The following is an 18,268-nucleotide window of genomic DNA, read 5'->3' as shown; positions in this document are numbered from 1 at the left end:
CGGGGGGCCGTCCGGCAGAATCGGGGCATGACGAGTCCCGAACCCCAGTCGCCTACGCCGCCCTCGGAGCCCGAGTCCGGGGACCGGGTGCACCGGTCGGCTCCGGCCATCGCCGGTGGCGTGCTGCTGATCGGCGTCGTCGGCTGGATCGGGATCGACGCCCTCCTCGTCGGCGAGGGCCGCACGCCGTGGCTGGCGCTGGCCGTGATGCTGCTGGTCGTGCCGCTGATCGTCGCCTTCACGCTGCGGCCCGCCGTGTACACGAACGAGGACCGGCTGCGCATCCGCAACCCCTTCCGCGTGATCGTCGTGCCCTGGGGAGAGGTCGCCGCGCTGCGGTCCGCGTACTCCAACGAGGTCCTCACCGCCTCCGGGGCGAAGTACCAGCTGTGGGCCGTGCCGGTCTCGCTGCGCGCCCGCAAGAGGGCGGCGCGGCGGGAGATGCGCGCGACGGCGGAGGCGCGGCGGCACGTGGGCCGGGACGAGGGACGCGGCGGCGGCCCCGGCACGCGCCCGGGGCCGGGCGGCGGCAGGCCGCTGTCCGAGGAGCCCGTGCGGGCCGCGAACGACCGGATCGTCGACGACCTGCGCGCGCTGCACGAGAAGCGGCAGGGCGCGGAGTCGGCGCAGGGACCGGTCACCGTGCGGTGGGCCTACGAGGTGATGGGGCCGGCGGCCGCCGGGGCGGTGCTGGTGCTGGTGCTGCTGGCGGTGGGCTGAGCCGGGGGGATGCCGGGTCCGGCCCTGCCGGGCCCTGGCCGGGGCGGGGTCCGAGTGCGACCCTCGGCGTCGGCCGGCCCTGCTGAGGCCTGGCCGCGGTGGGAGCCCCGGGTGTGGTTCTGCCCGTACCCGTGGGGACGCCCTTCGGCCTGGTTTCTGCCGGGAGGCCCCCGGCGTCTCCGTCCGGGAGGGCGCCTTCCGGGCGGCGTCAAGAGGTGGTGGCGGCCGGCGGCCGCCCGGAGGGGGGTCCGAGCGGCCTCGTGGGTGGTGCGTCAGATCCCCGCCGCCGTCGACAGGTCGCGCTTGATCGACTCCAGTACGGTCGTCGCCCGCGCGCGGGCCGCCGGGAGCCCGGCGTGGGACGCGACCGGGACGACGACCTCCAGGTAGCACTTGAGCTTCGGCTCCGTGCCGCTCGGGCGGACGACGACCCGGGCGCCGTCCAGGGTGTAGCGCAGGCCGTCCGTGGGCGGGAGCGTGTCCGTGCCCCGGGTGAGGTCCTCGGTGCGGGTGACGGGCAGGCCGCCCAGCCCGGTCGGGGGCTGTTCGCGCAGGCGGGTCATCGCCGCCGCGATGAGGGACAGGTCCTCCACGCGGACCGACAGCTGGTCCGTCGCGTGCAGGCCGTGCTCCACCGCCAGGTCGTCCAGGAGGTCGAGGAGGGTACGGCCCTCCTCCTTGAGCTGCGAGGCCAGTTCGGTGATCAGGAGCGCCGCCGTGATGCCGTCCTTGTCGCGGACGCCGTCGGGGTCCACGCAGTAGCCGAGGGCCTCCTCGTAGCCGAAGCGCAGGCCCTCCGCGCGGGCGATCCACTTGAAGCCGGTGAGCGTCTCGACGTGGCGCAGGCCCGCCTTCTCTGCGATCCGGCCCAGGAGCGAGGACGACACGATCGACTCCGCGAACGTGCCCGTGGCACCGCGGCGGACCAGGTGGGCGGCGAGGAGCGCGCCGACCTCGTCGCCGCGGAGCATCCGCCAGTCGCCGCCGTCGCGCACGGCGACCGCGCAGCGGTCCGCGTCCGGGTCGTTGGCGATGACCAGGTCCGGGTCGGTCTCGCGGGCCTCGGCGAAGGCCAGGTCCATCGCGCCCGGCTCCTCCGGGTTCGGGAACGCGACGGTCGGGAAGTCCGGGTCGGGGTCGGCCTGCTCCGCTACGAGCGCCGGTTCGGGGAAGCCGGCGCGGGCGAAGGCGGCGAGCAGGACGTCCTTGCCGACGCCGTGCATCGCCGTGTAGACCGTGCGGGCGGTGCGGGGGGAGCCCTCGGCCAGGACCGCGTCCGTGCGGGCGAGGTAGGCGTCCAGGACGGAGTCGTCGAGGGTGTCCCAGCCCTCGGTGGGGCGGCGGACCGTGGTGAGGGACGGAACGGCGGCGATCTCCGCGGCGATGCCGGTGTCCGCCGGGGGGACGATCTGGGAGCCGTCGCCGAGGTACACCTTGTAGCCGTTGTCGCGGGGCGGGTTGTGGCTGGCGGTGACCTCCACGCCGGCGACCGCGCCCAGGTGCCTGATCGCGAAGGCGAGGACGGGAGTGGGCAGGGGCCGGGGCAGGACCGCCGCGCGCAGGCCGGCGCCGGTCATGACGGCGGCGGTGTCGAGGGCGAAGTCGTGCGACTTGTACCGGGCGTCGTAGCCGATGACGACGAGGCCGTCGTCGTGGCCCTGCTTCCTGAGGTACGCGGCGAGTCCGGCCGCGGCGCGGATGACGACCGTCCGGTTCATGCGCATCGGGCCGGCGCCGAGTTCGCCGCGCAGGCCGGCGGTGCCGAACTGGAGCGTGCCGGAGAAGCGGGCGGCGAGTCCGGCGTGGTCCTGTGCCTCGATGAGGGCGGCGAGCTCGGTACGGGTGTCCGGGTCGGGGTCCTCGATGAGCCACGTTTGGGCCTGTGCGATGAGTTCGTCGTGCACGGTTTGGGGTCAGCCTCTCCGTCGTGGGTGGTGGTGCCTGCGGCCGCCTGTGCGGTGTGTGCGGGGGTGCGCGTCGCGCCTGCCGGCAGTGGGTGGGGCGGGGCCGCGCCGGGGGGTGTCCGTCCTCGGACCGGCGCGATGGAGTTGCTCACCGGGTGACGGGTGTTGACGCGCCGACCGCTGCGGGCGGGCACCCCCGGCACGTCCCCTCGCGCGGTCCGGCGGGTGCGGGTCGCCGTCGTCCAGGACCGACCGGGCCGGGGCGGCCGTCGTCCCGCGCCCGCGGGTGCGGGCCGCCGTCCGGTCCGGGGGCTTACAGGCGGCCGAGGACCTGGGTCAGCAGCGAGCCCATGCGCGTCGCGGAGTCGCGGCCCGCCTGGAGGACCTCTTCGTGGTTCAGGGGCTCGCCCGTCATGCCCGCCGCCAGGTTGGTGACCAGGGAGATGCCGAGGATCTCGGCGCCCGCCTCGCGTGCGGCGATCGCCTCCAGGACCGTCGACATGCCCACCAGGTCCGCGCCGATGACCCGGGCCATGCGGATCTCCGCCGGCGTCTCGTAGTGCGGGCCGGGGAACTGGGCGTAGACGCCTTCCTCCAGCGTGGGGTCGACCTCCTTGCACAGGGCGCGCAGGCGCGGGGAGTAGAGGTCGGTGAGGTCGACGAAGTTCGCCCCGACGATGGGGGACGTCGCCGTGAGGTTGATGTGGTCGCTGATCAGGACCGGCTGGCCGGGGCGCATGCCCTCGCGCAGGCCGCCGCAGCCGTTGGTGAGGACGACCGTCTTGCAGCCGGCCGAGACGGCGGTGCGCACGCCGTGGGCGACGGCGGCGACGCCGCGGCCCTCGTAGTAGTGCGTACGGCCCAGGAAGACCAGGGCGCGCTTGTCGCCGATCCGGTAGGAGCGGATCTTGCCTCCGTGGCCCTCCACCGCCGGCGGCGGGAAACCGGGCAGCTCGGTGACCTGGAACTCGGCTTCGGGGGCGCCCAGGGCGTCCACGGCCGGAGCCCAGCCGGAGCCCATCACGAGGGCGACGTCGTGGTTCTCGGCGCACGTGAGTCCGCGCAGGCGGGCCGCGGCGGCGTCGGCGGCCGCGTGCGGGTCGCCCTGGATGTCGTCCGGAAGAAGAGATGCGTTCACGCGGTCGAGGGTAGCCGGTGATTGCCTACGCGCGTAGATGCCGGAGCTCACGGGGTGGCGATCGTTGCCTTGTCGTTTCCAACGAGGACGGGCGGTGTCAGCAGGGGCGCTTGCGCAGCTCCATGACGTAGTCGTGCGGGGCGCCCGCCGACTCGGCGGCGTCGGCGATCTCGCCCAGGTGGCGGGCGGAGGGCAGGCCGCCCTCGTAGGCGTTCAGGGCGAACGCCCAGGCCTGCTCGTCACCGTCGAGGGTGTGGACCCGTACGCGCGTGCGGCGGTAGATGTCGAGCCCCACGCCCTCCCAGCGGTCGAGCGACTCCTCGTCCATCGGCGCGATGTCGTAGAGCGCGACGAAGACCTGGGAGAGGGGGTCCTCGACGATCGTCGGCAGGGCGCCCTCCCAGCCCATGTGCTCGCCGCCGAAGGTCAGCCGCCATCCGTTCAGCCAGCCGGTGGCGCGCAGCGGCGAATGGGGGGCGCGGCGGGACATCAGCCGCGCGTCGAGGTTGCCGGCGTACGCGGCGTAGAGCGACATGGGGGAAGGGTACGGCAGGTGCTCGGGCGTCACTCGCGTAACGGAGGCGCATCGGGCGGGCCCCCTGGGCGGTGTCGCGTCGAGGGGTACGGGACAATGGAGTACGTGACTCGGATCGTGATCATCGGTGGCGGACCCGGCGGATACGAAGCGGCGCTGGTGGCCGCCCAACTCGGCGCGGAGGTGACCGTCGTCGACTCCGACGGCCTCGGCGGCGCGTCGGTGCTGACCGACTGCGTGCCGTCGAAGACCCTCATCGCCACGGCCGAGGTGATGACCACCTTCGACTCCTCCTACGAGGAGCTGGGGATCATCGTCGCCGACGACACCCCGCACGTCGAGCAGGCCGCCCGGGTGGTCGGCGTCGACCTGGGCAAGGTCAACCGGCGTGTGAAGCGGCTCGCGCTCGCCCAGTCGCACGACATCACGGCCTCCGTGACGCGTGCCGGGGCGCGTGTCATGCGCGGGCGCGGACGGCTGGAGGGCATGCAGGCGCTCGACGGGTCGCGCAAGGTCGTCGTGCGCGCCGCCGACGGGAGCGAGGAGACGCTCACGGCGGACGCGGTCCTCATCGCCACCGGCGGGCACCCCCGTGAGCTGCCCGACGCCCAGCCGGACGGCGAGCGGATCCTGAACTGGACCCAGGTGTACGACCTCGACGAGCTCCCCGAGGAGCTGATCGTGGTCGGATCGGGTGTGACCGGTGCCGAGTTCGCCGGCGCCTACCAGGCGCTGGGGTCGAGGGTCACGCTCGTGTCGTCGCGCGACCGCGTGCTGCCCGGCGAGGACCCGGACGCGGCCGCCGTGCTGGAGGACGTCTTCCGGCGGCGCGGCATGAACGTGATGGGGCGCTCGCGGGCCCAGTCCGCCAAGCGGGTCGGGGACCGGGTCGAGGTGACCCTCGCCGACGGGCGGGTCATCACCGGCTCGCACTGCCTCATGGCCGTCGGCGCCGTGCCCAACAGCGCCGGCATGGGGCTGGAGGAGGCCGGTGTCCGGCTGCGCGAGTCCGGTCACATCTGGACCGACAAGGTGTCGCGCACGACCGCTCCGGGTGTGTACGCGGCCGGTGACGTGACGGGTGTGTTCGCCCTCGCGTCCGTGGCCGCCATGCAGGGGCGGATCGCCATGTACCACTTCCTGGGCGACGCGGTGGCCCCGCTGAACCTGAAGACCGTCTCGTCGAACGTCTTCACCGACCCGGAGATCGCCACCGTCGGCTACACCCAGGCCGACGTCGACGGCGGGAAGATCGACGCCCGGGTCGTCAAGCTGCCGCTGCTGCGCAACCCGCGCGCCAAGATGCAGGGCATCCGGGACGGCTTCGTCAAGATCTTCTGCCGGCCGGGCACGGGCATCGTGGTCGGCGGTGTGGTCGTGGCGCCGCGCGCCTCGGAACTGATCCACCCCGTCTCGATCGCGGTCGACAACAATCTGACGGTCGAGCAGATCGCGAACGCCTTCACCGTCTACCCGTCCCTGTCGGGCTCGATCGCCGAGGTGGCACGGCAGTTGCACACGCGGAAGGTGACGGGCGAGGTCTGAGGCGGCCGGATCCGGCTCCCCGCCCGTCACGGGGAGTGCGCGACCGTGCGTACGGCACAGGCGGCGCGGCTGGGCTTTATACCACTTCCCGTCGCCCCGTGCGAACATCTTCTGCTATTCAGCGCAAACAGCTGAAAGCAGACGGTCGCTGGCGTTACTGTCAGTTTCGTGTTCGCTGCAGAACGTCGCCAATTGATCCTCGAAATGGTGCGAGCCAACGGAGCCGTGTCGCTCCGTGAGCTCGCCCGCGTCGTCCAGACCTCCGAAGTGACCGTACGGCGGGACGTGCGCGCGCTGGAGGCGGAAGGACTCCTCGACCGCCGGCACGGCGGTGCGGTACTGCCGGGCGGTTTCACGCGGGAGTCCGGTTTCCCGCAGAAGTCCCACCTCGCGACCGCCGAGAAGACCGCCATCGCCGACCTCGCCGCCAACCTCGTGGACGAGGGGGAGGCGATCGTGGTCGGGGCGGGTACGACGACCCAGGAGCTGGCCCGCCGGCTCGCCCGGGTGCCCGGGCTGACCGTCGTCACCAACTCACTGCTGGTGGCGCAGGCGCTGGCCCACGCCAACCGGGTCGAGGTCGTCATGACCGGCGGGACGCTTCGCGGCTCGAACTACGCCCTGGTCGGCAGCGGTGCCGAGCAGTCGCTGCAGGGGCTGCGCGTGTCGCGGGCGTTCCTCTCCGGGAGCGGGCTGACCGCCGAGCGGGGGCTGTCCACGTCCAACATGCTGTCGGCGTCCGTCGACCGGGCGCTGGTGCAGGCCGCCGCGGAGGTCGTGGTCCTCGCCGACCACGGCAAGCTCGGGACCGACACCATGTTCCAGACCGTGCCGACGGATCTCATCACGCGCCTCGTGACGGACGAGCCGCCCGCGCACGACGACCGCGCGGCCACGGAGCTCCAGGCATTGGCCGACCAGGGCGTCCAGATCGCCGTGGCCGGTGGGCAGGGGGGTTCCGCGGGGTCGTCCGGCCCCGGGGGTGATGCGGTCCCGGCGCGTCAGCAGCGCCGGGACGTGCCGTTGCCGGGGCCCCGGCGGCAGGTGCCGGGGGGTGGTGGGGGCGGGCTGCGGTCCACCTCGATGCTCGGAGAGCAGGGGCCCGGTACCGAGCGGGGGGCTCGGGTGGCGGACCTGCGACGGCGGTGAGCGGCGGGGGTGGACCGAGAGGCTGTGCGTCGCCAGGTGCCCGGCGCCGCTGCTGAGGCCGGGGCGTTGCGCACCCCGGCGAGGTGGGGTGCCGCGGCCCCTATCCGTGCCGCCTTCGGCGGCCCGTATGCCCGCGGCCGGGCGGGACCGGCGGCCCGCGTCTGGGCGGACCCGCACCCGCGCTCCCGGCGTCGCTGCTGAGGCCGGGGCGTTGCGCACCCCGGCGAGGTGGGGTGCCGCGGCGCCTATCCGTGCCGCCTTCGGCGGCCCGTATGCCCGCGGCTGGGCGGACCCGCGCCCGCGCACGCACGGAAGGGGACGTGTCGAGGGGTGCCCGCCCGCAGCGGTCGGCGCGTCGACGAACAGTCAGCCGTGACGCAACCCCGTCGCGCCGATCCGAGGACGGACACCCCCCGGCGCGGCCCCGGCCCGGGGCCGCGCCGAAGGCGATGCGGTGGGGTGAGGTGGAGTGGCTCAGTCCTTGATCTCGCAGATCCCCGCGCCCGAGGTGACCGACGCGCCGATCTCGGCCGACAGGCCCTTGATCGTGCCGGACTTGTGGGCGTTGAGGGGCTGCTCCATCTTCATGGCCTCCAGGACGACGACCAGGTCGCCCTCCTTGACCTCCTGGCCCTCCTCGACCGCGACTTTGACGATCGTGCCCTGCATCGGGGAGGCGAGGGTGTCGCCGGAGGCCACCGGGCCCGACTTCTTCGCCGCGCGGCGCTTCGGCTTGGCGCCCGCCGCGAGGCCCGTACGGGCCAGCGACATGCCCAGCGAGGACGGCAGGGAGACCTCGAGCCGCTTGCCGCCGACCTCGACGACGACCGTCTCGCGACCCGGCTCCTCGTCCACGTCGGCGCCGTCCGCGGACGCGGTGAACGGCTTGATCTCGTTGACGAACTCCGTCTCGATCCAGCGCGTGTGGACCGTGAACGGGTCCGACGAGCCGGTGAGCTCCGGGGCGAACGCCGGGTCCCTCACCACCGCGCGGTGGAACGGGATGGCCGTCGCCATGCCCTCGACCTGGAACTCGTCCAGCGCCCGCGCGGCCCGCTCCAGGGCCTCCTTGCGCGTACGGCCGGTGACGATCAGTTTGGCCAGCAGGGAGTCCCACGCCGGGCCGATGACCGAGCCGGACTCGACGCCCGCGTCCAGGCGGACACCCGGACCGGACGGCGGCGCGAAGGTCGTCACGGTGCCGGGGGCGGGCAGGAAGTTGCGGCCCGGGTCCTCGCCGTTGATGCGGAACTCGAAGGAGTGACCGCGCAGCACCGGGTCGCCGTAGCCGAGCTCCTCGCCGTCGGCGACGCGGAACATCTCGCGCACCAGGTCGATGCCGGCGACCTCCTCGGTCACCGGGTGCTCGACCTGCAGACGGGTGTTGACCTCCAGGAAGGAGATCGTGCCGTCGAGGCCGACGAGGAACTCGACCGTGCCGGCGCCGACGTAGCCGGCCTCCTTCAGGATCGCCTTCGAGGAGCGGTACAGCTCGGCGACCTGCTCCTCGGACAGGAACGGCGCGGGGGCCTCCTCCACCAGCTTCTGGTGGCGGCGCTGCAGCGAGCAGTCACGGGTGGAGACGACGACCACGTTGCCGTGCTGGTCGGCGAGGCACTGGGTCTCGACGTGCCGGGGGTTGTCGAGGTAACGCTCGACGAAGCACTCGCCCCGGCCGAAGGCCGCCACGGCCTCGCGCACCGCGGAGTCGTACAGGTCCGGCACCTCTTCGAGCGTGCGGGCGACCTTCAGGCCGCGGCCGCCGCCACCGAACGCCGCCTTGATGGCGATCGGCAGACCGTGCTCCTCGGCGAAGGCCACGACCTCGTCCGCGCCGGACACCGGGTCGGGCGTGCCCGCCACCAGCGGGGCGCCCGCGCGCTGCGCGATGTGCCGGGCGGCGACCTTGTCTCCGAGGTCGCGGATCGCCTGCGGCGGCGGGCCGATCCAGATCAGGCCCGCGTCCAGCACCGCCTGGGCGAACTCCGCGTTCTCGGAGAGGAATCCGTAGCCGGGGTGGATCGCGTCCGCCCCCGATTCGCGAGCGGCCTTCAGCACCTTCTCGATGTCGAGGTAGCTGGTGCCCGGGGTGTCACCGCCCAGGGCGAACGCCTCATCCGCGGCGCGGACATGCAGAGCGTCCCTATCCGGGTCGGCGTAGACGGCAACGCTCGCGATCCCGGCGTCCCGGCAGGCCCGGGCCACGCGGACAGCGATTTCGCCACGGTTGGCGATGAGCACCTTGCGCACGATTGAGGCTCCCTCCTTGAAACAAGCCGAGTTTAGGGACTGCCGACACGGCACTTCGACCCGTCCCCAGTGGTGACCTTTCCCACACGGAGCGTGATGCGAGGCCGGCTCGACCCGCGAAATCCCTTGTCGCACCGCCTGACGCAGCACTCCTCCGGGCAACCCTAGCCGTCCGTTGTGGCCAAGGTCTCTGTCATCACGTGCTGCGGGCCACTCTGTTTCTTTGTCGAGTCCCTACGAATGGCCCAATGATTCTTTGCCGGTTGCCGGACTCTTGTCCCGTGGTTTACCGGTGAGTAGCGTTCGCGATGTCTCGGACGGAAGAGGGTGGGGCGCGGTGATGCGCAGGCCGGTGGCATGGGTCGTGGCGGTGGTGCTGTTCGCCGAGGCGTTCGGCGTCGCGGCGCTGAACTGGTTCCTCGGGGTCGTCGTCGACCGGCAGGACATGTCCCTGGCCGGGCTCGACCCGCACATGATGTCCGTGTCGTCGAAGATCGGCGGGATCGTCTTCGGCCTCTACTTCGCGGTGTGCGCCCTGGTCGCGCTGCTGGTGGCGCTGCGGGACCGGCCCCCGGCCGGCTTCGGGCGTGTGCTGCTGATCAGCGCGGCGGTCGTGCACGCCCTGCTCGGCGCGTTCACCTGGGGGCTGGTCGGCCGGCCCGCGTTCGCCTTCATGCTGCTGGTGTTCGGCCTGATCGTGCTGCTGCTGATGACGTACGACCGTCCGGCCGGACCCGCCGGCGCCGCGCCCGGGGGCGGTGCCGGCGACGGCGGGTCCCCGGTCACCGGGGGTCCGGCGCCCACAACTCCGTGATGCCGACGCCCAGGTCCGCGAGCAGGCGGCGGACGAGGGGCAGGCTGATGCCGATGACGTTGCCGTGGTCGCCGTCGATGCCGTCGATGAACGGGCCCGAGCGGCCGTCCAGGGTGAAGGCCCCGGCGACGTGGAGGGGCTCGCCCGAGGCGACGTAGGCGGCGATCTCCTCGTCCGTGGGCTCGCCGAAGTGGACGACGGTCGACGCGGTGGCGGAGACGTACCGGCCGGTGAGCGTGTCGTAGACGCAGTGGCCGGTCTGGAGCGTGCCGGCCCGGCCGCGCATGGCCTTCCAGCGGGCGGTGGCCTCCTCGGCGTCCTCGGGCTTGCCGAGGGCCTGTCCGTCCAGGTCGAGGACGGAGTCGCAGCCGATCACGAGCGCGCCCTTGACCTCCGGCCGGGCCGCGACGACGGAGGCCTTCGCCTCGGCCAGGGCGAGGGCCAGCTCCGCGGGGGTCGGGGCGGTGACGGCGTCCTCGTCGACGCCGCTCACGATCACCTCGGGGTCGAGACCGGCCTGGCGGAGCAGGCCGAGCCGGGCGGGGGACTGGGAGGCGAGGACGAGTCGCCTGCGGCGCTGAGCGGTCATGCCGTCAGGTTAGTCACCCGGACGGGGTCCGCTCACCTCACGCCGATCACGAGCATCGTCAGCACCATGGCCAGGGCCAGGAGAACGCTCAGCCGCCGCAGCATGCCCTGCATGTCGCGCAGTTCTTCGGGCGGTTCGTTCTCGGGGTCGGACCACAGCATGCCCTCCATGGTCGGACCGGGGGTGGGGTGGCGCCTGAGTACGCGTACTCAACTTGTCCCAGGGCCACCCCTGCGGCTCACCCGGGCCAGTACGTGCGGCCCCACGCCGTCGGCCCCGGCTGGGGCAGACGGTGGGCGGCGATGCGGGACGGGTCGGACCAGGAGTCGCGGGGGGCCGGTGCGCCGGGCGGTGCTGCCGCCGCCGCGGCGCGGGCCCTGACCACCGCCAGGGCGGCGGCCAGCTCCTCCGGGGTCGGGTTGCCCCGTACGACCTTGATCGTCATATGGGCTCCTGGTGGCTAGAGGGGGATGTTGCCGTGCTTCTTCGGAGGCAGGGATTCCCGCTTCGTCCGCAGTTGACGCAGACCCCGCACGACGTGCCGGCGGGTCTCGGACGGCAGGATCACGGCGTCGACGTAGCCGCGCTCGGCCGCGACGTAGGGGTTGAGGAGGGTGTCCTCGTACTCCTGGATCAGCCGGGCGCGGACCGCCTCCAGGTCCTCCCCGGCGGCCTCGGCCTCGGCGAGGGTGCGGCGGTGCAGGATGTTGACCGCGCCCTGGGCGCCCATGACCGCGATCTGGGCGGTGGGCCAGGCCAGGTTGAGGTCGGCGCCGAGGTGCTTGGAGCCCATGACGTCGTAGGCGCCGCCGAAGGCCTTGCGGGTGATGACCGTGATCAGCGGGACGGTCGCCTCCGCGTAGGCGTAGATCAGCTTGGCGCCGCGGCGGATGATGCCGTCGTGCTCCTGGTCGACGCCGGGCAGGAAGCCGGGCACGTCGACGAAGGTGATCACCGGCAGGTTGAAGGCGTCGCAGGTCCGCACGAAGCGGGCCGCCTTCTCGCTGGCCTTGATGTCCAGGCACCCGGCGAACTGCATCGGCTGGTTGGCGACGATGCCGACCGGGCGGCCCTCGACCCGGCCGAAGCCGGTGAGGATGTTCGGCGCGTACAGCGGCTGCGTCTCGAAGAACTCGGCGTCGTCCAGGACGTGCTCGATCACCGTGTGCATGTCGTACGGCTGGTTCGCGCTGTCCGGGACGATCGTGTCCAGCTCGCGGTCCTCCTCCGTGAGCTCCAGGTCGGCCTCGTCGGGGAAGGACGGCGCCTCGGAGAGGTTGTTGGACGGCAGGTACGACAGCAGCTGCTTGACGTACTCGATCGCGTCCTTCTCGTCCCCGGCCATGTGGTGGGCCACGCCGGAGGTCGCGTTGTGCGTACGGGCGCCGCCGAGCTCCTCGAAGCCGACGTCCTCGCCGGTGACGGTCTTGATGACGTCGGGGCCGGTGATGAACATGTGCGAGGTCTGGTCGACCATGACCGTGAAGTCGGTGATGGCCGGGGAGTAGACCGCGCCGCCCGCGCACGGCCCGACGACCAGGCTGATCTGCGGGATCACACCGGAGGCGTGGGTGTTGCGACGGAAGATCTCGCCGTAGGCGCCGAGCGAGGCCACACCCTCCTGGATGCGGGCGCCGCCGGAGTCGTTGATGCCGATGACCGGGCAGCCGGTCTTCAGCGCGAAGTCCATGACCTTGACGATCTTCTGCCCGTAGACCTCGCCGAGGGCACCGCCGAAGACGGTGAAGTCCTGTGAGAACACCGCGACCGGACGTCCGTCGACGGTGCCGTAGCCGGTGACCACGCCGTCGCCGTACGGGCGGTTCCTGTCGAGGCCGAAGTTCGTGGAGCGGTGCCGGGCGAACTCGTCGAGCTCCACGAACGAGCCCTCGTCGAGCAGGAGCTCGATCCGCTCACGGGCCGTCAGTTTGCCCTTGGCGTGCTGCTTCTCGACGGCCCGTGCGGAGCCGGCGTGTGTCGCTTCCTCGATGCGTCGCTTCAGATCCGCGAGCTTGCCCGCGGTCGTGTGAATGTCAGGCTGCTGCTGGTCTTCCGGCTCGGACATCGGGATGCGGCTCCCTGCCTGCTCAAAAGGGGGGACGGTTACTCATCCGTAGAGTAGTGGGGGCCCTCCACATCGGCAGTGCGGCGTTTACCACACCTAGGGTGGCTTGCATGACGCCGCGAGATGCACCAGAGCCGCACGGAAGCCGTTGGTCGGACCTCGACCGCCCGCCCCTCAATGGCACCGCCCTGCGCCGGGGCCTGGTGCGGGAGGGAGGGCTGTGGTCCCAGGTGGACGTGGTGCAGCGCACCGGCTCCACCAACTCCGACCTGGTGGCCCGGGCGGCGAAGGGCGGGGCCGCCGAGGGGGCGGTCCTGGTCGCCGAGGAGCAGACGGCCGGGCGCGGTCGCCTGGACCGGCAGTGGACGGCCCCGCCCCGGTCCGGCCTCTTCTTCTCCGTGCTGCTGACACCGGCCGAGGTGCCCGTGGAGCGCTGGGGCTGGCTTCCCCTGCTCACGGGGGTCGCGGTGGCGACGGGCCTGTCCCGCGCCGCGGGGGTGGACACGGCCCTGAAGTGGCCGAACGACCTGCTGGTCACGGTGGGGGGCGAGGAGCGCAAGGCCGGCGGGATCCTCGCCGAGCGGGCCGGTGACGGCGGCGTGGTGATCGGCGTCGGCGTCAACGTCTCCCTGAAGGAGAACGAACTGCCCGTCCCGGCGGCGGGATCCCTCGCGCTGGCCGGGGCCGTGAGCACGGACCGGGATCCGCTCCTGCGGGGGGTGCTGCGTGCGCTGGAGCAGTGGTACGGCACGTGGCGTGCGGCCGGGGGCGACCCCGCGGTGAGCCGGTTGCAGGAGGCCTACGCGGCGGGGTGCGCGACGCTCGGGCGGACCGTGCGGGCGGAGCTGCCGGGGGATCGGGCCGTCGTGGGCGAAGCGGTGGCCGTGGACGGGGACGGGCGGCTGGTGCTGGCGACGGAGGAGGGCGTGCAGGAGCCCGTCGGTGCCGGGGACATCGTGCACCTGCGGCCGGCCTGAGGACGGGACCGGGTGGATCCGCAGCCCGGCGGCGCGGGGTGCCGCCGCGCCCACCCGTCCCGCCCCTGGCGGCACGACTGCCCGCAGCGCTTGGCGTCGCCCCGCCCAGCACCACCCAGCCCGTCCGGCGATCGAGGACGAGACCGTTCGGGCCGAAGCGGGGGTCCGGGGGCGGCGGCCCCCGGGAGGCCGGGGCGCAACGCCCGGTTTTCGAGGGAACGCCCGGTACCTCCCCCGGCCCGACCTGACGGAGTGAGCTGGCGCACACCTGCCGTAGAGTTGAGGCCGGTCGATACATGACCGTGACAGATCGGAAGGGCAGCACGCGTGACCGTCGACGACTCGGGCTCCGGCACGGACGCGCAGGGCGTCGACCCCGGCGAGGATCCGCTCGCCCTGCGGCTGGAACAACTCATCCTGGGTGCCGAGCGCCGCTACACCCCGTTCCAGGCGGCCCGCAGCGCCGGCGTCTCCATGGAACTGGCCTCCCGCTTCTGGCGGGCGATGGGCTTCGCCGACATCGGGCAGGCCAAGGCCCTCACCGAGGCCGACGTCCTGGCCCTGCGGCGGCTCGCCGGTCTCGTCGAGGCGGGGCTGCTGAGCGAGGCGATGGCCGTGCAGGTGGCCCGGTCCACCGGGCAGACCACCGCGCGGCTCGCCGAGTGGCAGATCGACTCCTTCCTGGAGGGCCTGACCGAGCCGCCCGAGCCGGGCATGACCCGCACCGAGGTGACGTATCCGATCGTCGAGCTGCTCCTGCCGGAGCTGGAGGAGTTCCTCGTCTACGTCTGGCGCCGCCAGCTCGCCGCCTCGGCCGGGCGGGTGGTGCAGGCCGCGGACGACGAGGAGATGGTCGACCGGCGGCTCGCGGTCGGCTTCGCCGACCTGGTCGGCTTCACCCGGCTGACCCGCCGGATGGAGGAGGAGGAGCTCGGCGAGCTCGTCGAGGCCTTCGAGACGACGGCCGCCGACCTGGTGGCGGCGAACGGCGGACGGCTGATCAAGACCCTCGGAGACGAGGTGCTGTACGCCGCCGACGACGCGGGCACCGCCGCCGAGATCGCGCTGCGGCTGATCGAGACCATGGCGCACGACGAGACGATGCCGGAGCTGCGCGTCGGCATGGCGTTCGGCACCGTCACCACCCGCATGGGTGATGTCTTCGGTACGACCGTGAACCTCGCGTCCCGGCTCACCTCGATAGCGCCGAAGGACGCCGTCCTCGTCGACACGGCCTTCGCCGAGGAGCTGATCCGCACGCAGGACGCCCCGGCCTCCGAGGCGGAGGCGGCCGAGGAGGCCGCGGCGGCGGAGAAGGAGGGCGAGGAGCCACCGGTGTACCGGTTCGGGCTGCAGCCGATGTGGCAGCGGCCGGTCCGCGGGCTGGGCGTCGTGGAGCCGTGGCTGCTCACACGGCGGGACGGGGCGCCGTAGCGGCCGGGCGCGGTGCCGTGGCGGCCGGGCGGGGCGCCGTGGCGGCCGGGCGCGGTGCCGTGGCGGCCGGGCGCGGTGCCGTCGGCGGTCTTCATCAGGGGTGGCCGACCGGGGTGTCCACGCACAGGCCGATGATCGGCACGCACAGGTCCGTCTCATGCGGCTCCTCCGGGTGCTCGGACCGCGGTGGCGGTGGGGGCGTGGTCGGACTCGGCGGTGCGGGACGGGCCGGGCCGGGGCTCCGGGTGTCGCCCCGGGGCGGTGGCGGTTCAGGGGTGTGCGCCGTGCCGGGGGCGGCCGGGGAGCCGGGTGCGGCTGCCGATGAGGGCTTCGCGGTGTCCTGCGGGCCGATGGTGGAGGTGCTCGTGCCGGTCGGCTGTGCAGGGCTGAGGGCCGGTGACGGGGTGAGGCCGCCCAGGGCGGTGGGTGACGAGGGGCTCCCCCCGGGAATCGTCGGCAGGGACGCCGCGGTGTGCCAGGCGCTGTCCGCGCCGCTGACGACGGGGTCGGGGCGGGGCCCGGCTCCGGGCGTGCCGGTGCCGTCGGGGGCGGGGCCCGCGGTCAGACGTACGAGGCTCAGGGCGCCCGCGGCCAGGGCGAGGCCGCCGGCGGCGAGGAGGACCTTGCGGGGGCGGGGTTTGCGGTGGCGGCCCCGGACGCGGGCGGTGAAGGGCCCTGTCCGCGGCGGGCCGGGATCGTGGGCGGCGGCCGGTCCCGGCCGGTGGGGCGCACGGAGCCGGGTGTGCCGGTGTGGCTTCGCCGGCGTGTTCGTCGTCATCACGGTCCTCCCCGCTGCGCATGCGCCCCCTGTGCGCCGTGGCGGACGCACGCTATGCGCTCCCCTGGGCGGTTTGGGCAGGACGTGGGGTGATGTCACCCGAACGGGTGGGCGGGGTGGTGCGGGAACCGGCCGCGTCCGCTCTTTCGTGTGCGGGGCGCGGCTGCGATGATCGGGGAGTCGACCTTGTTAACCCGCGTTAACCGGAGGGTGTCATGAGTGAGGAACGGTTCGGGGAGTTCGTGCTGGTGCGGCGGCACGGGCAGGGGCGTGTGGCGGAGCTCGTCCTGGACCGGCCCAAGGCCATGAACGCCGTGTCGACCGGGATGGCGCGCTCCCTGTCCGGGGCCTGCGCGGCGCTGGGTGAGGACCGGGACGTGCGCGTGGTCGTCCTGACCTCGACGCACGGACGGGCGTTCTGCGTGGGCGCGGACCTGAAGGAGCGGAACGCGTTCACCGACGCGGACCTGCTGCGGCAGCGGCCGGTGACGCGCGGGGCGTACACCGGCGTGCTGGAGCTGCCGGTGCCGACGGTCGCGGCGGTGCACGGGTTCGCGCTCGGGGGCGGGTTCGAGCTGGCCCTGGCCTGCGACGTGATCGTGGCGGACCGGACGGCGGTGGTGGGGCTGCCGGAGGTGTCGGTGGGTGTGATCCCCGGGGGCGGCGGGACGCAGCTGCTGCCGCGGCGGGTGGGCGCGGCCCGGGCCGCCGAGCTGATCTTCTCCGCGCGGCGGGTGGAGGCCGAGGAGGCGGGCCGGCTGGGCCTGGTCGACCAGGTCGTGGAGGAGGGGCGGGACCGGGAGGCGGCGCTGGAGCTGGCCGCGCGGATCGCCGGGAACTCGCCGGTGGGGCTGCGGGCGGCGAAGCGGGCGTTGCGGCTCGGGCAGGGACTGGATCTGCGGGCCGGGCTGGAAGTGGAGGACGCGGCGTGGCGGACGACGGCCTTCTCCGGGGACCGGGCCGAGGGCGTGGCCGCGTTCAACGAGCGGCGCGCGCCGCAGTGGCCGGGGGAGTGAGCCGAGCGGCGGCACGGCCGCCCGCGGCCGTGCGGCGGCGTCGGGGTGTGTGAACGCCGCCCCGCGGATGTGAACTCCCGGTCCTCCCCGTTCGCGTCGTCAACCGGACGGATTGGCTGAAAAGTCCCTAGCCTGGGGTGATGGGTGAGGACAGACGGCTCGCGGCCGTCGTCGCGTTGGCGCAGGGGATGGCGGCCGCGCACGGGTCGCGTGAGGCGTGGCGTGCGGCGGCTGTCGGGGCGTGCCGGGCGCTGGGCGGGAGCTTCGCGGCGCTGTCGGTGTGGGAGCGGGACCTCGGGCGGCTGAAAGTCCTCGTCAACGTGGGTGAGCTGGCCGAGGGCGAGGAGGAGTTCCCGGAGGACGAGGCCTACCCGGTCCACCAGTTCGCAGAGATCACCGAGTTCCTGCACGAGCAGTGGGCCGGGGGCGGGGAGCCCGACGCGTGGGTGGAGACCGCCGAGGGGCCCGCCGACGGGCAGCCCGGGTACTGTCACCAGCGCGTCGCCGCCCTGCGCCGCAGGGGCCGTGGCTGCTGCGTGGTCGCGCCCATCGTGCTGCACGGCAGGGCCTGGGGCGAGCTCTATGTCGCCCGCCCGGCCGGTGAGCCCGTCTTCGCCCGGGCCGACGCCGACTTCGCCACCGTCCTGGCCTCCGTGGTCGCCGCCGGCATCGCCCAGACCGAGCGGCTGGAGGAGGCCCGCCGCCTCGCGTTCACCGACGCGCTGACGGGTCTGGCCAACCGCCGTGCCGTCGACGTCCGCCTGGAGCAGGCCGTCGCGCGGCACCGCAGGGACGGGGCCGTGGTCAGCCTCGTCGTCTGCGACCTGAACGGGCTCAAGCGGGTCAACGACACCCACGGGCACGCCGCCGGGGACCGGCTGCTCGAACGCTTCGGGTCGGTGCTGTCGCTGTGCGGGGCCATGCTGCCGGGGGCTCTGGCCGCGCGGCTCGGCGGGGACGAGTTCTGCCTGCTCGCGGTCGGGCCGCCCGCCGACCAGGTCGTGAAGGCGGCCGAGGAACTGTGCCGGCGCGCCGCCGAGTTGGAACTCGGGGACGGAGTGGCCTGCGGGGTCGCCTCCACCGAGGACCCGATCGGGACCGTGCGCTCCGCCCGCCGGCTCTTCCGGCTCGCCGACGCCGCGCAGTACCGGGCCAAGGCGGAGCGGGCGGCCAGGCCGGTCGTCGCCGGGCGGGCCGGGCCCGACGACCCCGTGCTCCGGCTCGCGGACGAGCCGTCGCAGGAGACCGAGGGGGAACGCCGCCGCTTCCGGGGCCGGCACGCCCCCTGACCCCGCCGGGCGCCCGCGAGCGGTGTGACGTACCGGTGAGGGGCGGGCCCCGTCAGGATGGTGAC

17 protein-coding genes are annotated in these 18,268 nt (G+C 73.7%); 8 read left to right on the top strand and 9 right to left on the bottom strand.

The features are described 5' to 3' along the window. Positions 1–27 precede the first annotated feature (27 nt). The gene (locus ACFW6P_RS01620; protein WP_386422634.1) at positions 28–720 is read left to right on the top strand and encodes a PH domain-containing protein; all 693 of its coding nucleotides are present in this window, start codon (positions 28–30) and stop codon (positions 718–720) included. A 272-nt stretch (positions 721–992) separates the two neighbouring features. Here ACFW6P_RS01620 and ACFW6P_RS01615 read toward each other — a convergent pair whose 3' ends face one another. The 3 genes from ACFW6P_RS01615 to ACFW6P_RS01605 form a co-directional block, all read right to left on the bottom strand. Next, a complete protein-coding gene (locus ACFW6P_RS01615; RefSeq protein ID WP_386351287.1) occupies positions 993–2,624 on the bottom strand; it encodes a phospho-sugar mutase in 1,632 nt (543 codons plus the stop codon). Positions 2,625–2,937: 313 nt separating this feature from the next. Continuing rightward, the gene (locus ACFW6P_RS01610; protein WP_386351284.1) at positions 2,938–3,762 is read right to left on the bottom strand and encodes a purine-nucleoside phosphorylase; all 825 of its coding nucleotides are present in this window, start codon (positions 3,760–3,762) and stop codon (positions 2,938–2,940) included. A 97-nt stretch (positions 3,763–3,859) separates the two neighbouring features. Beyond that, positions 3,860–4,297: a gamma-glutamylcyclotransferase gene (locus ACFW6P_RS01605; protein ID WP_386422631.1), complete on the bottom strand. Its 438-nt coding sequence runs from the start codon at positions 4,295–4,297 to the stop codon at positions 3,860–3,862. Positions 4,298–4,393: 96 nt separating this feature from the next. Between ACFW6P_RS01605 and ACFW6P_RS01600 the strand changes: the two genes are divergently transcribed. Both ACFW6P_RS01600 and ACFW6P_RS01595 read left to right on the top strand, forming a co-directional pair. Then, entirely contained in the window at positions 4,394–5,842 is a 1,449-nt protein-coding gene (locus ACFW6P_RS01600) for an NAD(P)H-quinone dehydrogenase (protein WP_386351279.1), read from the top strand. Positions 5,843–6,010: 168 nt separating this feature from the next. Continuing rightward, a complete protein-coding gene (locus ACFW6P_RS01595; RefSeq protein WP_386351277.1) occupies positions 6,011–6,991 on the top strand; it encodes a DeoR/GlpR family DNA-binding transcription regulator in 981 nt (326 codons plus the stop codon). A 474-nt stretch (positions 6,992–7,465) separates the two neighbouring features. Here ACFW6P_RS01595 and ACFW6P_RS01590 read toward each other — a convergent pair whose 3' ends face one another. Further along, entirely contained in the window at positions 7,466–9,241 is a 1,776-nt protein-coding gene (locus tag ACFW6P_RS01590) for an acetyl/propionyl/methylcrotonyl-CoA carboxylase subunit alpha (protein WP_386351274.1), read from the bottom strand. 340 nt (positions 9,242–9,581) lie between these two features. Here ACFW6P_RS01590 and ACFW6P_RS01585 point away from each other — a divergent pair, with 340 nt between their 5' ends. Beyond that, positions 9,582–10,055, top strand: coding sequence for a hypothetical protein (locus tag ACFW6P_RS01585; RefSeq protein WP_386351272.1), 474 nt, complete (start codon positions 9,582–9,584; stop codon positions 10,053–10,055). On the opposite strand, the gene ACFW6P_RS01580 is transcribed toward ACFW6P_RS01585, so the two are convergent. The 4 genes from ACFW6P_RS01580 to ACFW6P_RS01565 all read right to left on the bottom strand — a co-directional run bounded on the left by ACFW6P_RS01580 (position 10,024) and on the right by ACFW6P_RS01565 (position 12,709). Beyond that, positions 10,024–10,644 (bottom strand): Maf family protein, encoded by a 621-nt coding sequence (locus ACFW6P_RS01580; RefSeq protein WP_386351270.1) that lies wholly within the window; start codon positions 10,642–10,644, stop codon positions 10,024–10,026. The two genes, ACFW6P_RS01585 and ACFW6P_RS01580, sit on opposite strands and share 32 nt — an antisense overlap. Before the next feature lie 32 nt (positions 10,645–10,676). Further along, positions 10,677–10,805 carry a morphogenic membrane protein MmpB gene (gene mmpB / locus ACFW6P_RS01575; RefSeq protein WP_356437071.1) on the bottom strand — a complete coding sequence of 43 codons (129 nt, stop codon included), beginning with the start codon at positions 10,803–10,805 and terminating at the stop codon, positions 10,677–10,679. 77 nt (positions 10,806–10,882) lie between these two features. After that, positions 10,883–11,089, bottom strand: coding sequence for an acyl-CoA carboxylase epsilon subunit (locus tag ACFW6P_RS01570; protein WP_386351266.1), 207 nt, complete (start codon positions 11,087–11,089; stop codon positions 10,883–10,885). A 15-nt stretch (positions 11,090–11,104) separates the two neighbouring features. Further along, positions 11,105–12,709 (bottom strand): acyl-CoA carboxylase subunit beta, encoded by a 1,605-nt coding sequence (locus tag ACFW6P_RS01565; RefSeq protein ID WP_386351263.1) that lies wholly within the window; start codon positions 12,707–12,709, stop codon positions 11,105–11,107. 110 nt (positions 12,710–12,819) lie between these two features. On the opposite strand from ACFW6P_RS01565, the gene ACFW6P_RS01560 reads away from it, so the two are divergent. Together ACFW6P_RS01560 and ACFW6P_RS01555 are read left to right on the top strand one after the other, a co-directional pair. Continuing rightward, positions 12,820–13,686: a biotin--[acetyl-CoA-carboxylase] ligase gene (locus tag ACFW6P_RS01560; protein WP_386351260.1), complete on the top strand. Its 867-nt coding sequence runs from the start codon at positions 12,820–12,822 to the stop codon at positions 13,684–13,686. A gap of 327 nt (positions 13,687–14,013) precedes the next feature. Next, positions 14,014–15,120 carry an adenylate/guanylate cyclase domain-containing protein gene (locus tag ACFW6P_RS01555; RefSeq protein ID WP_386351257.1) on the top strand — a complete coding sequence of 369 codons (1,107 nt, stop codon included), beginning with the start codon at positions 14,014–14,016 and terminating at the stop codon, positions 15,118–15,120. Between the two features lie 94 nt (positions 15,121–15,214). Here ACFW6P_RS01555 and ACFW6P_RS01550 read toward each other — a convergent pair whose 3' ends face one another. Beyond that, positions 15,215–15,898, bottom strand: coding sequence for a hypothetical protein (locus tag ACFW6P_RS01550; RefSeq protein ID WP_386351254.1), 684 nt, complete (start codon positions 15,896–15,898; stop codon positions 15,215–15,217). A 215-nt stretch (positions 15,899–16,113) separates the two neighbouring features. On the opposite strand from ACFW6P_RS01550, the gene ACFW6P_RS01545 reads away from it, so the two are divergent. Together ACFW6P_RS01545 and ACFW6P_RS01540 are read left to right on the top strand one after the other, a co-directional pair. Further along, complete coding sequence (locus ACFW6P_RS01545) at positions 16,114–16,914, top strand: enoyl-CoA hydratase/isomerase family protein (protein ID WP_386351251.1); 801 nt, start codon at positions 16,114–16,116, stop codon at positions 16,912–16,914. A 140-nt stretch (positions 16,915–17,054) separates the two neighbouring features. Continuing rightward, positions 17,055–18,203, top strand: a complete 1,149-nt coding sequence (locus ACFW6P_RS01540; RefSeq protein WP_386351248.1) for a diguanylate cyclase domain-containing protein — start codon at positions 17,055–17,057, stop codon at positions 18,201–18,203. Positions 18,204–18,268 lie beyond the last annotated feature (65 nt).

It is taken from the genome of Streptomyces sp. NPDC058741 (genome assembly GCF_042746715.1).
Lineage (GTDB): Bacteria > Actinomycetota > Actinomycetes > Streptomycetales > Streptomycetaceae > Streptomyces.
The sequence above is the reverse complement of the archived record's forward strand: the minus strand, read 5'-3'. Positions and strand labels throughout refer to the sequence as shown.

What these genes read in the sequence shown, in the direction of transcription:
- ACFW6P_RS01620 (WP_386422634.1), top strand. Translation starts at nt 28, where the DNA reads ATGACGAGTCCCGAACCCCAGTCGCCTACGCCGCCCTCGGAGCCCGAG.
- ACFW6P_RS01605 (WP_386422631.1), bottom strand. Translation starts at nt 4,297, where the DNA reads ATGTCGCTCTACGCCGCGTACGCCGGCAACCTCGACGCGCGGCTGATG.
- ACFW6P_RS01600 (WP_386351279.1), top strand. Translation starts at nt 4,394, where the DNA reads ATGGAGTACGTGACTCGGATCGTGATCATCGGTGGCGGACCCGGCGGA.
- ACFW6P_RS01585 (WP_386351272.1), top strand. Translation starts at nt 9,582, where the DNA reads ATGCGCAGGCCGGTGGCATGGGTCGTGGCGGTGGTGCTGTTCGCCGAG.
- ACFW6P_RS01580 (WP_386351270.1), bottom strand. Translation starts at nt 10,644, where the DNA reads ATGACCGCTCAGCGCCGCAGGCGACTCGTCCTCGCCTCCCAGTCCCCC.
- mmpB (WP_356437071.1), bottom strand. Translation starts at nt 10,805, where the DNA reads ATGCTGTGGTCCGACCCCGAGAACGAACCGCCCGAAGAACTGCGCGAC.
- ACFW6P_RS01570 (WP_386351266.1), bottom strand. Translation starts at nt 11,089, where the DNA reads ATGACGATCAAGGTCGTACGGGGCAACCCGACCCCGGAGGAGCTGGCC.
- ACFW6P_RS01565 (WP_386351263.1), bottom strand. Translation starts at nt 12,709, where the DNA reads ATGTCCGAGCCGGAAGACCAGCAGCAGCCTGACATTCACACGACCGCG.
- ACFW6P_RS01560 (WP_386351260.1), top strand. Translation starts at nt 12,820, where the DNA reads ATGACGCCGCGAGATGCACCAGAGCCGCACGGAAGCCGTTGGTCGGAC.
- ACFW6P_RS01550 (WP_386351254.1), bottom strand. Translation starts at nt 15,898, where the DNA reads ATGACGACGAACACGCCGGCGAAGCCACACCGGCACACCCGGCTCCGT.
- ACFW6P_RS01545 (WP_386351251.1), top strand. Translation starts at nt 16,114, where the DNA reads ATGAGTGAGGAACGGTTCGGGGAGTTCGTGCTGGTGCGGCGGCACGGG.
- ACFW6P_RS01540 (WP_386351248.1), top strand. Translation starts at nt 17,055, where the DNA reads ATGGGTGAGGACAGACGGCTCGCGGCCGTCGTCGCGTTGGCGCAGGGG.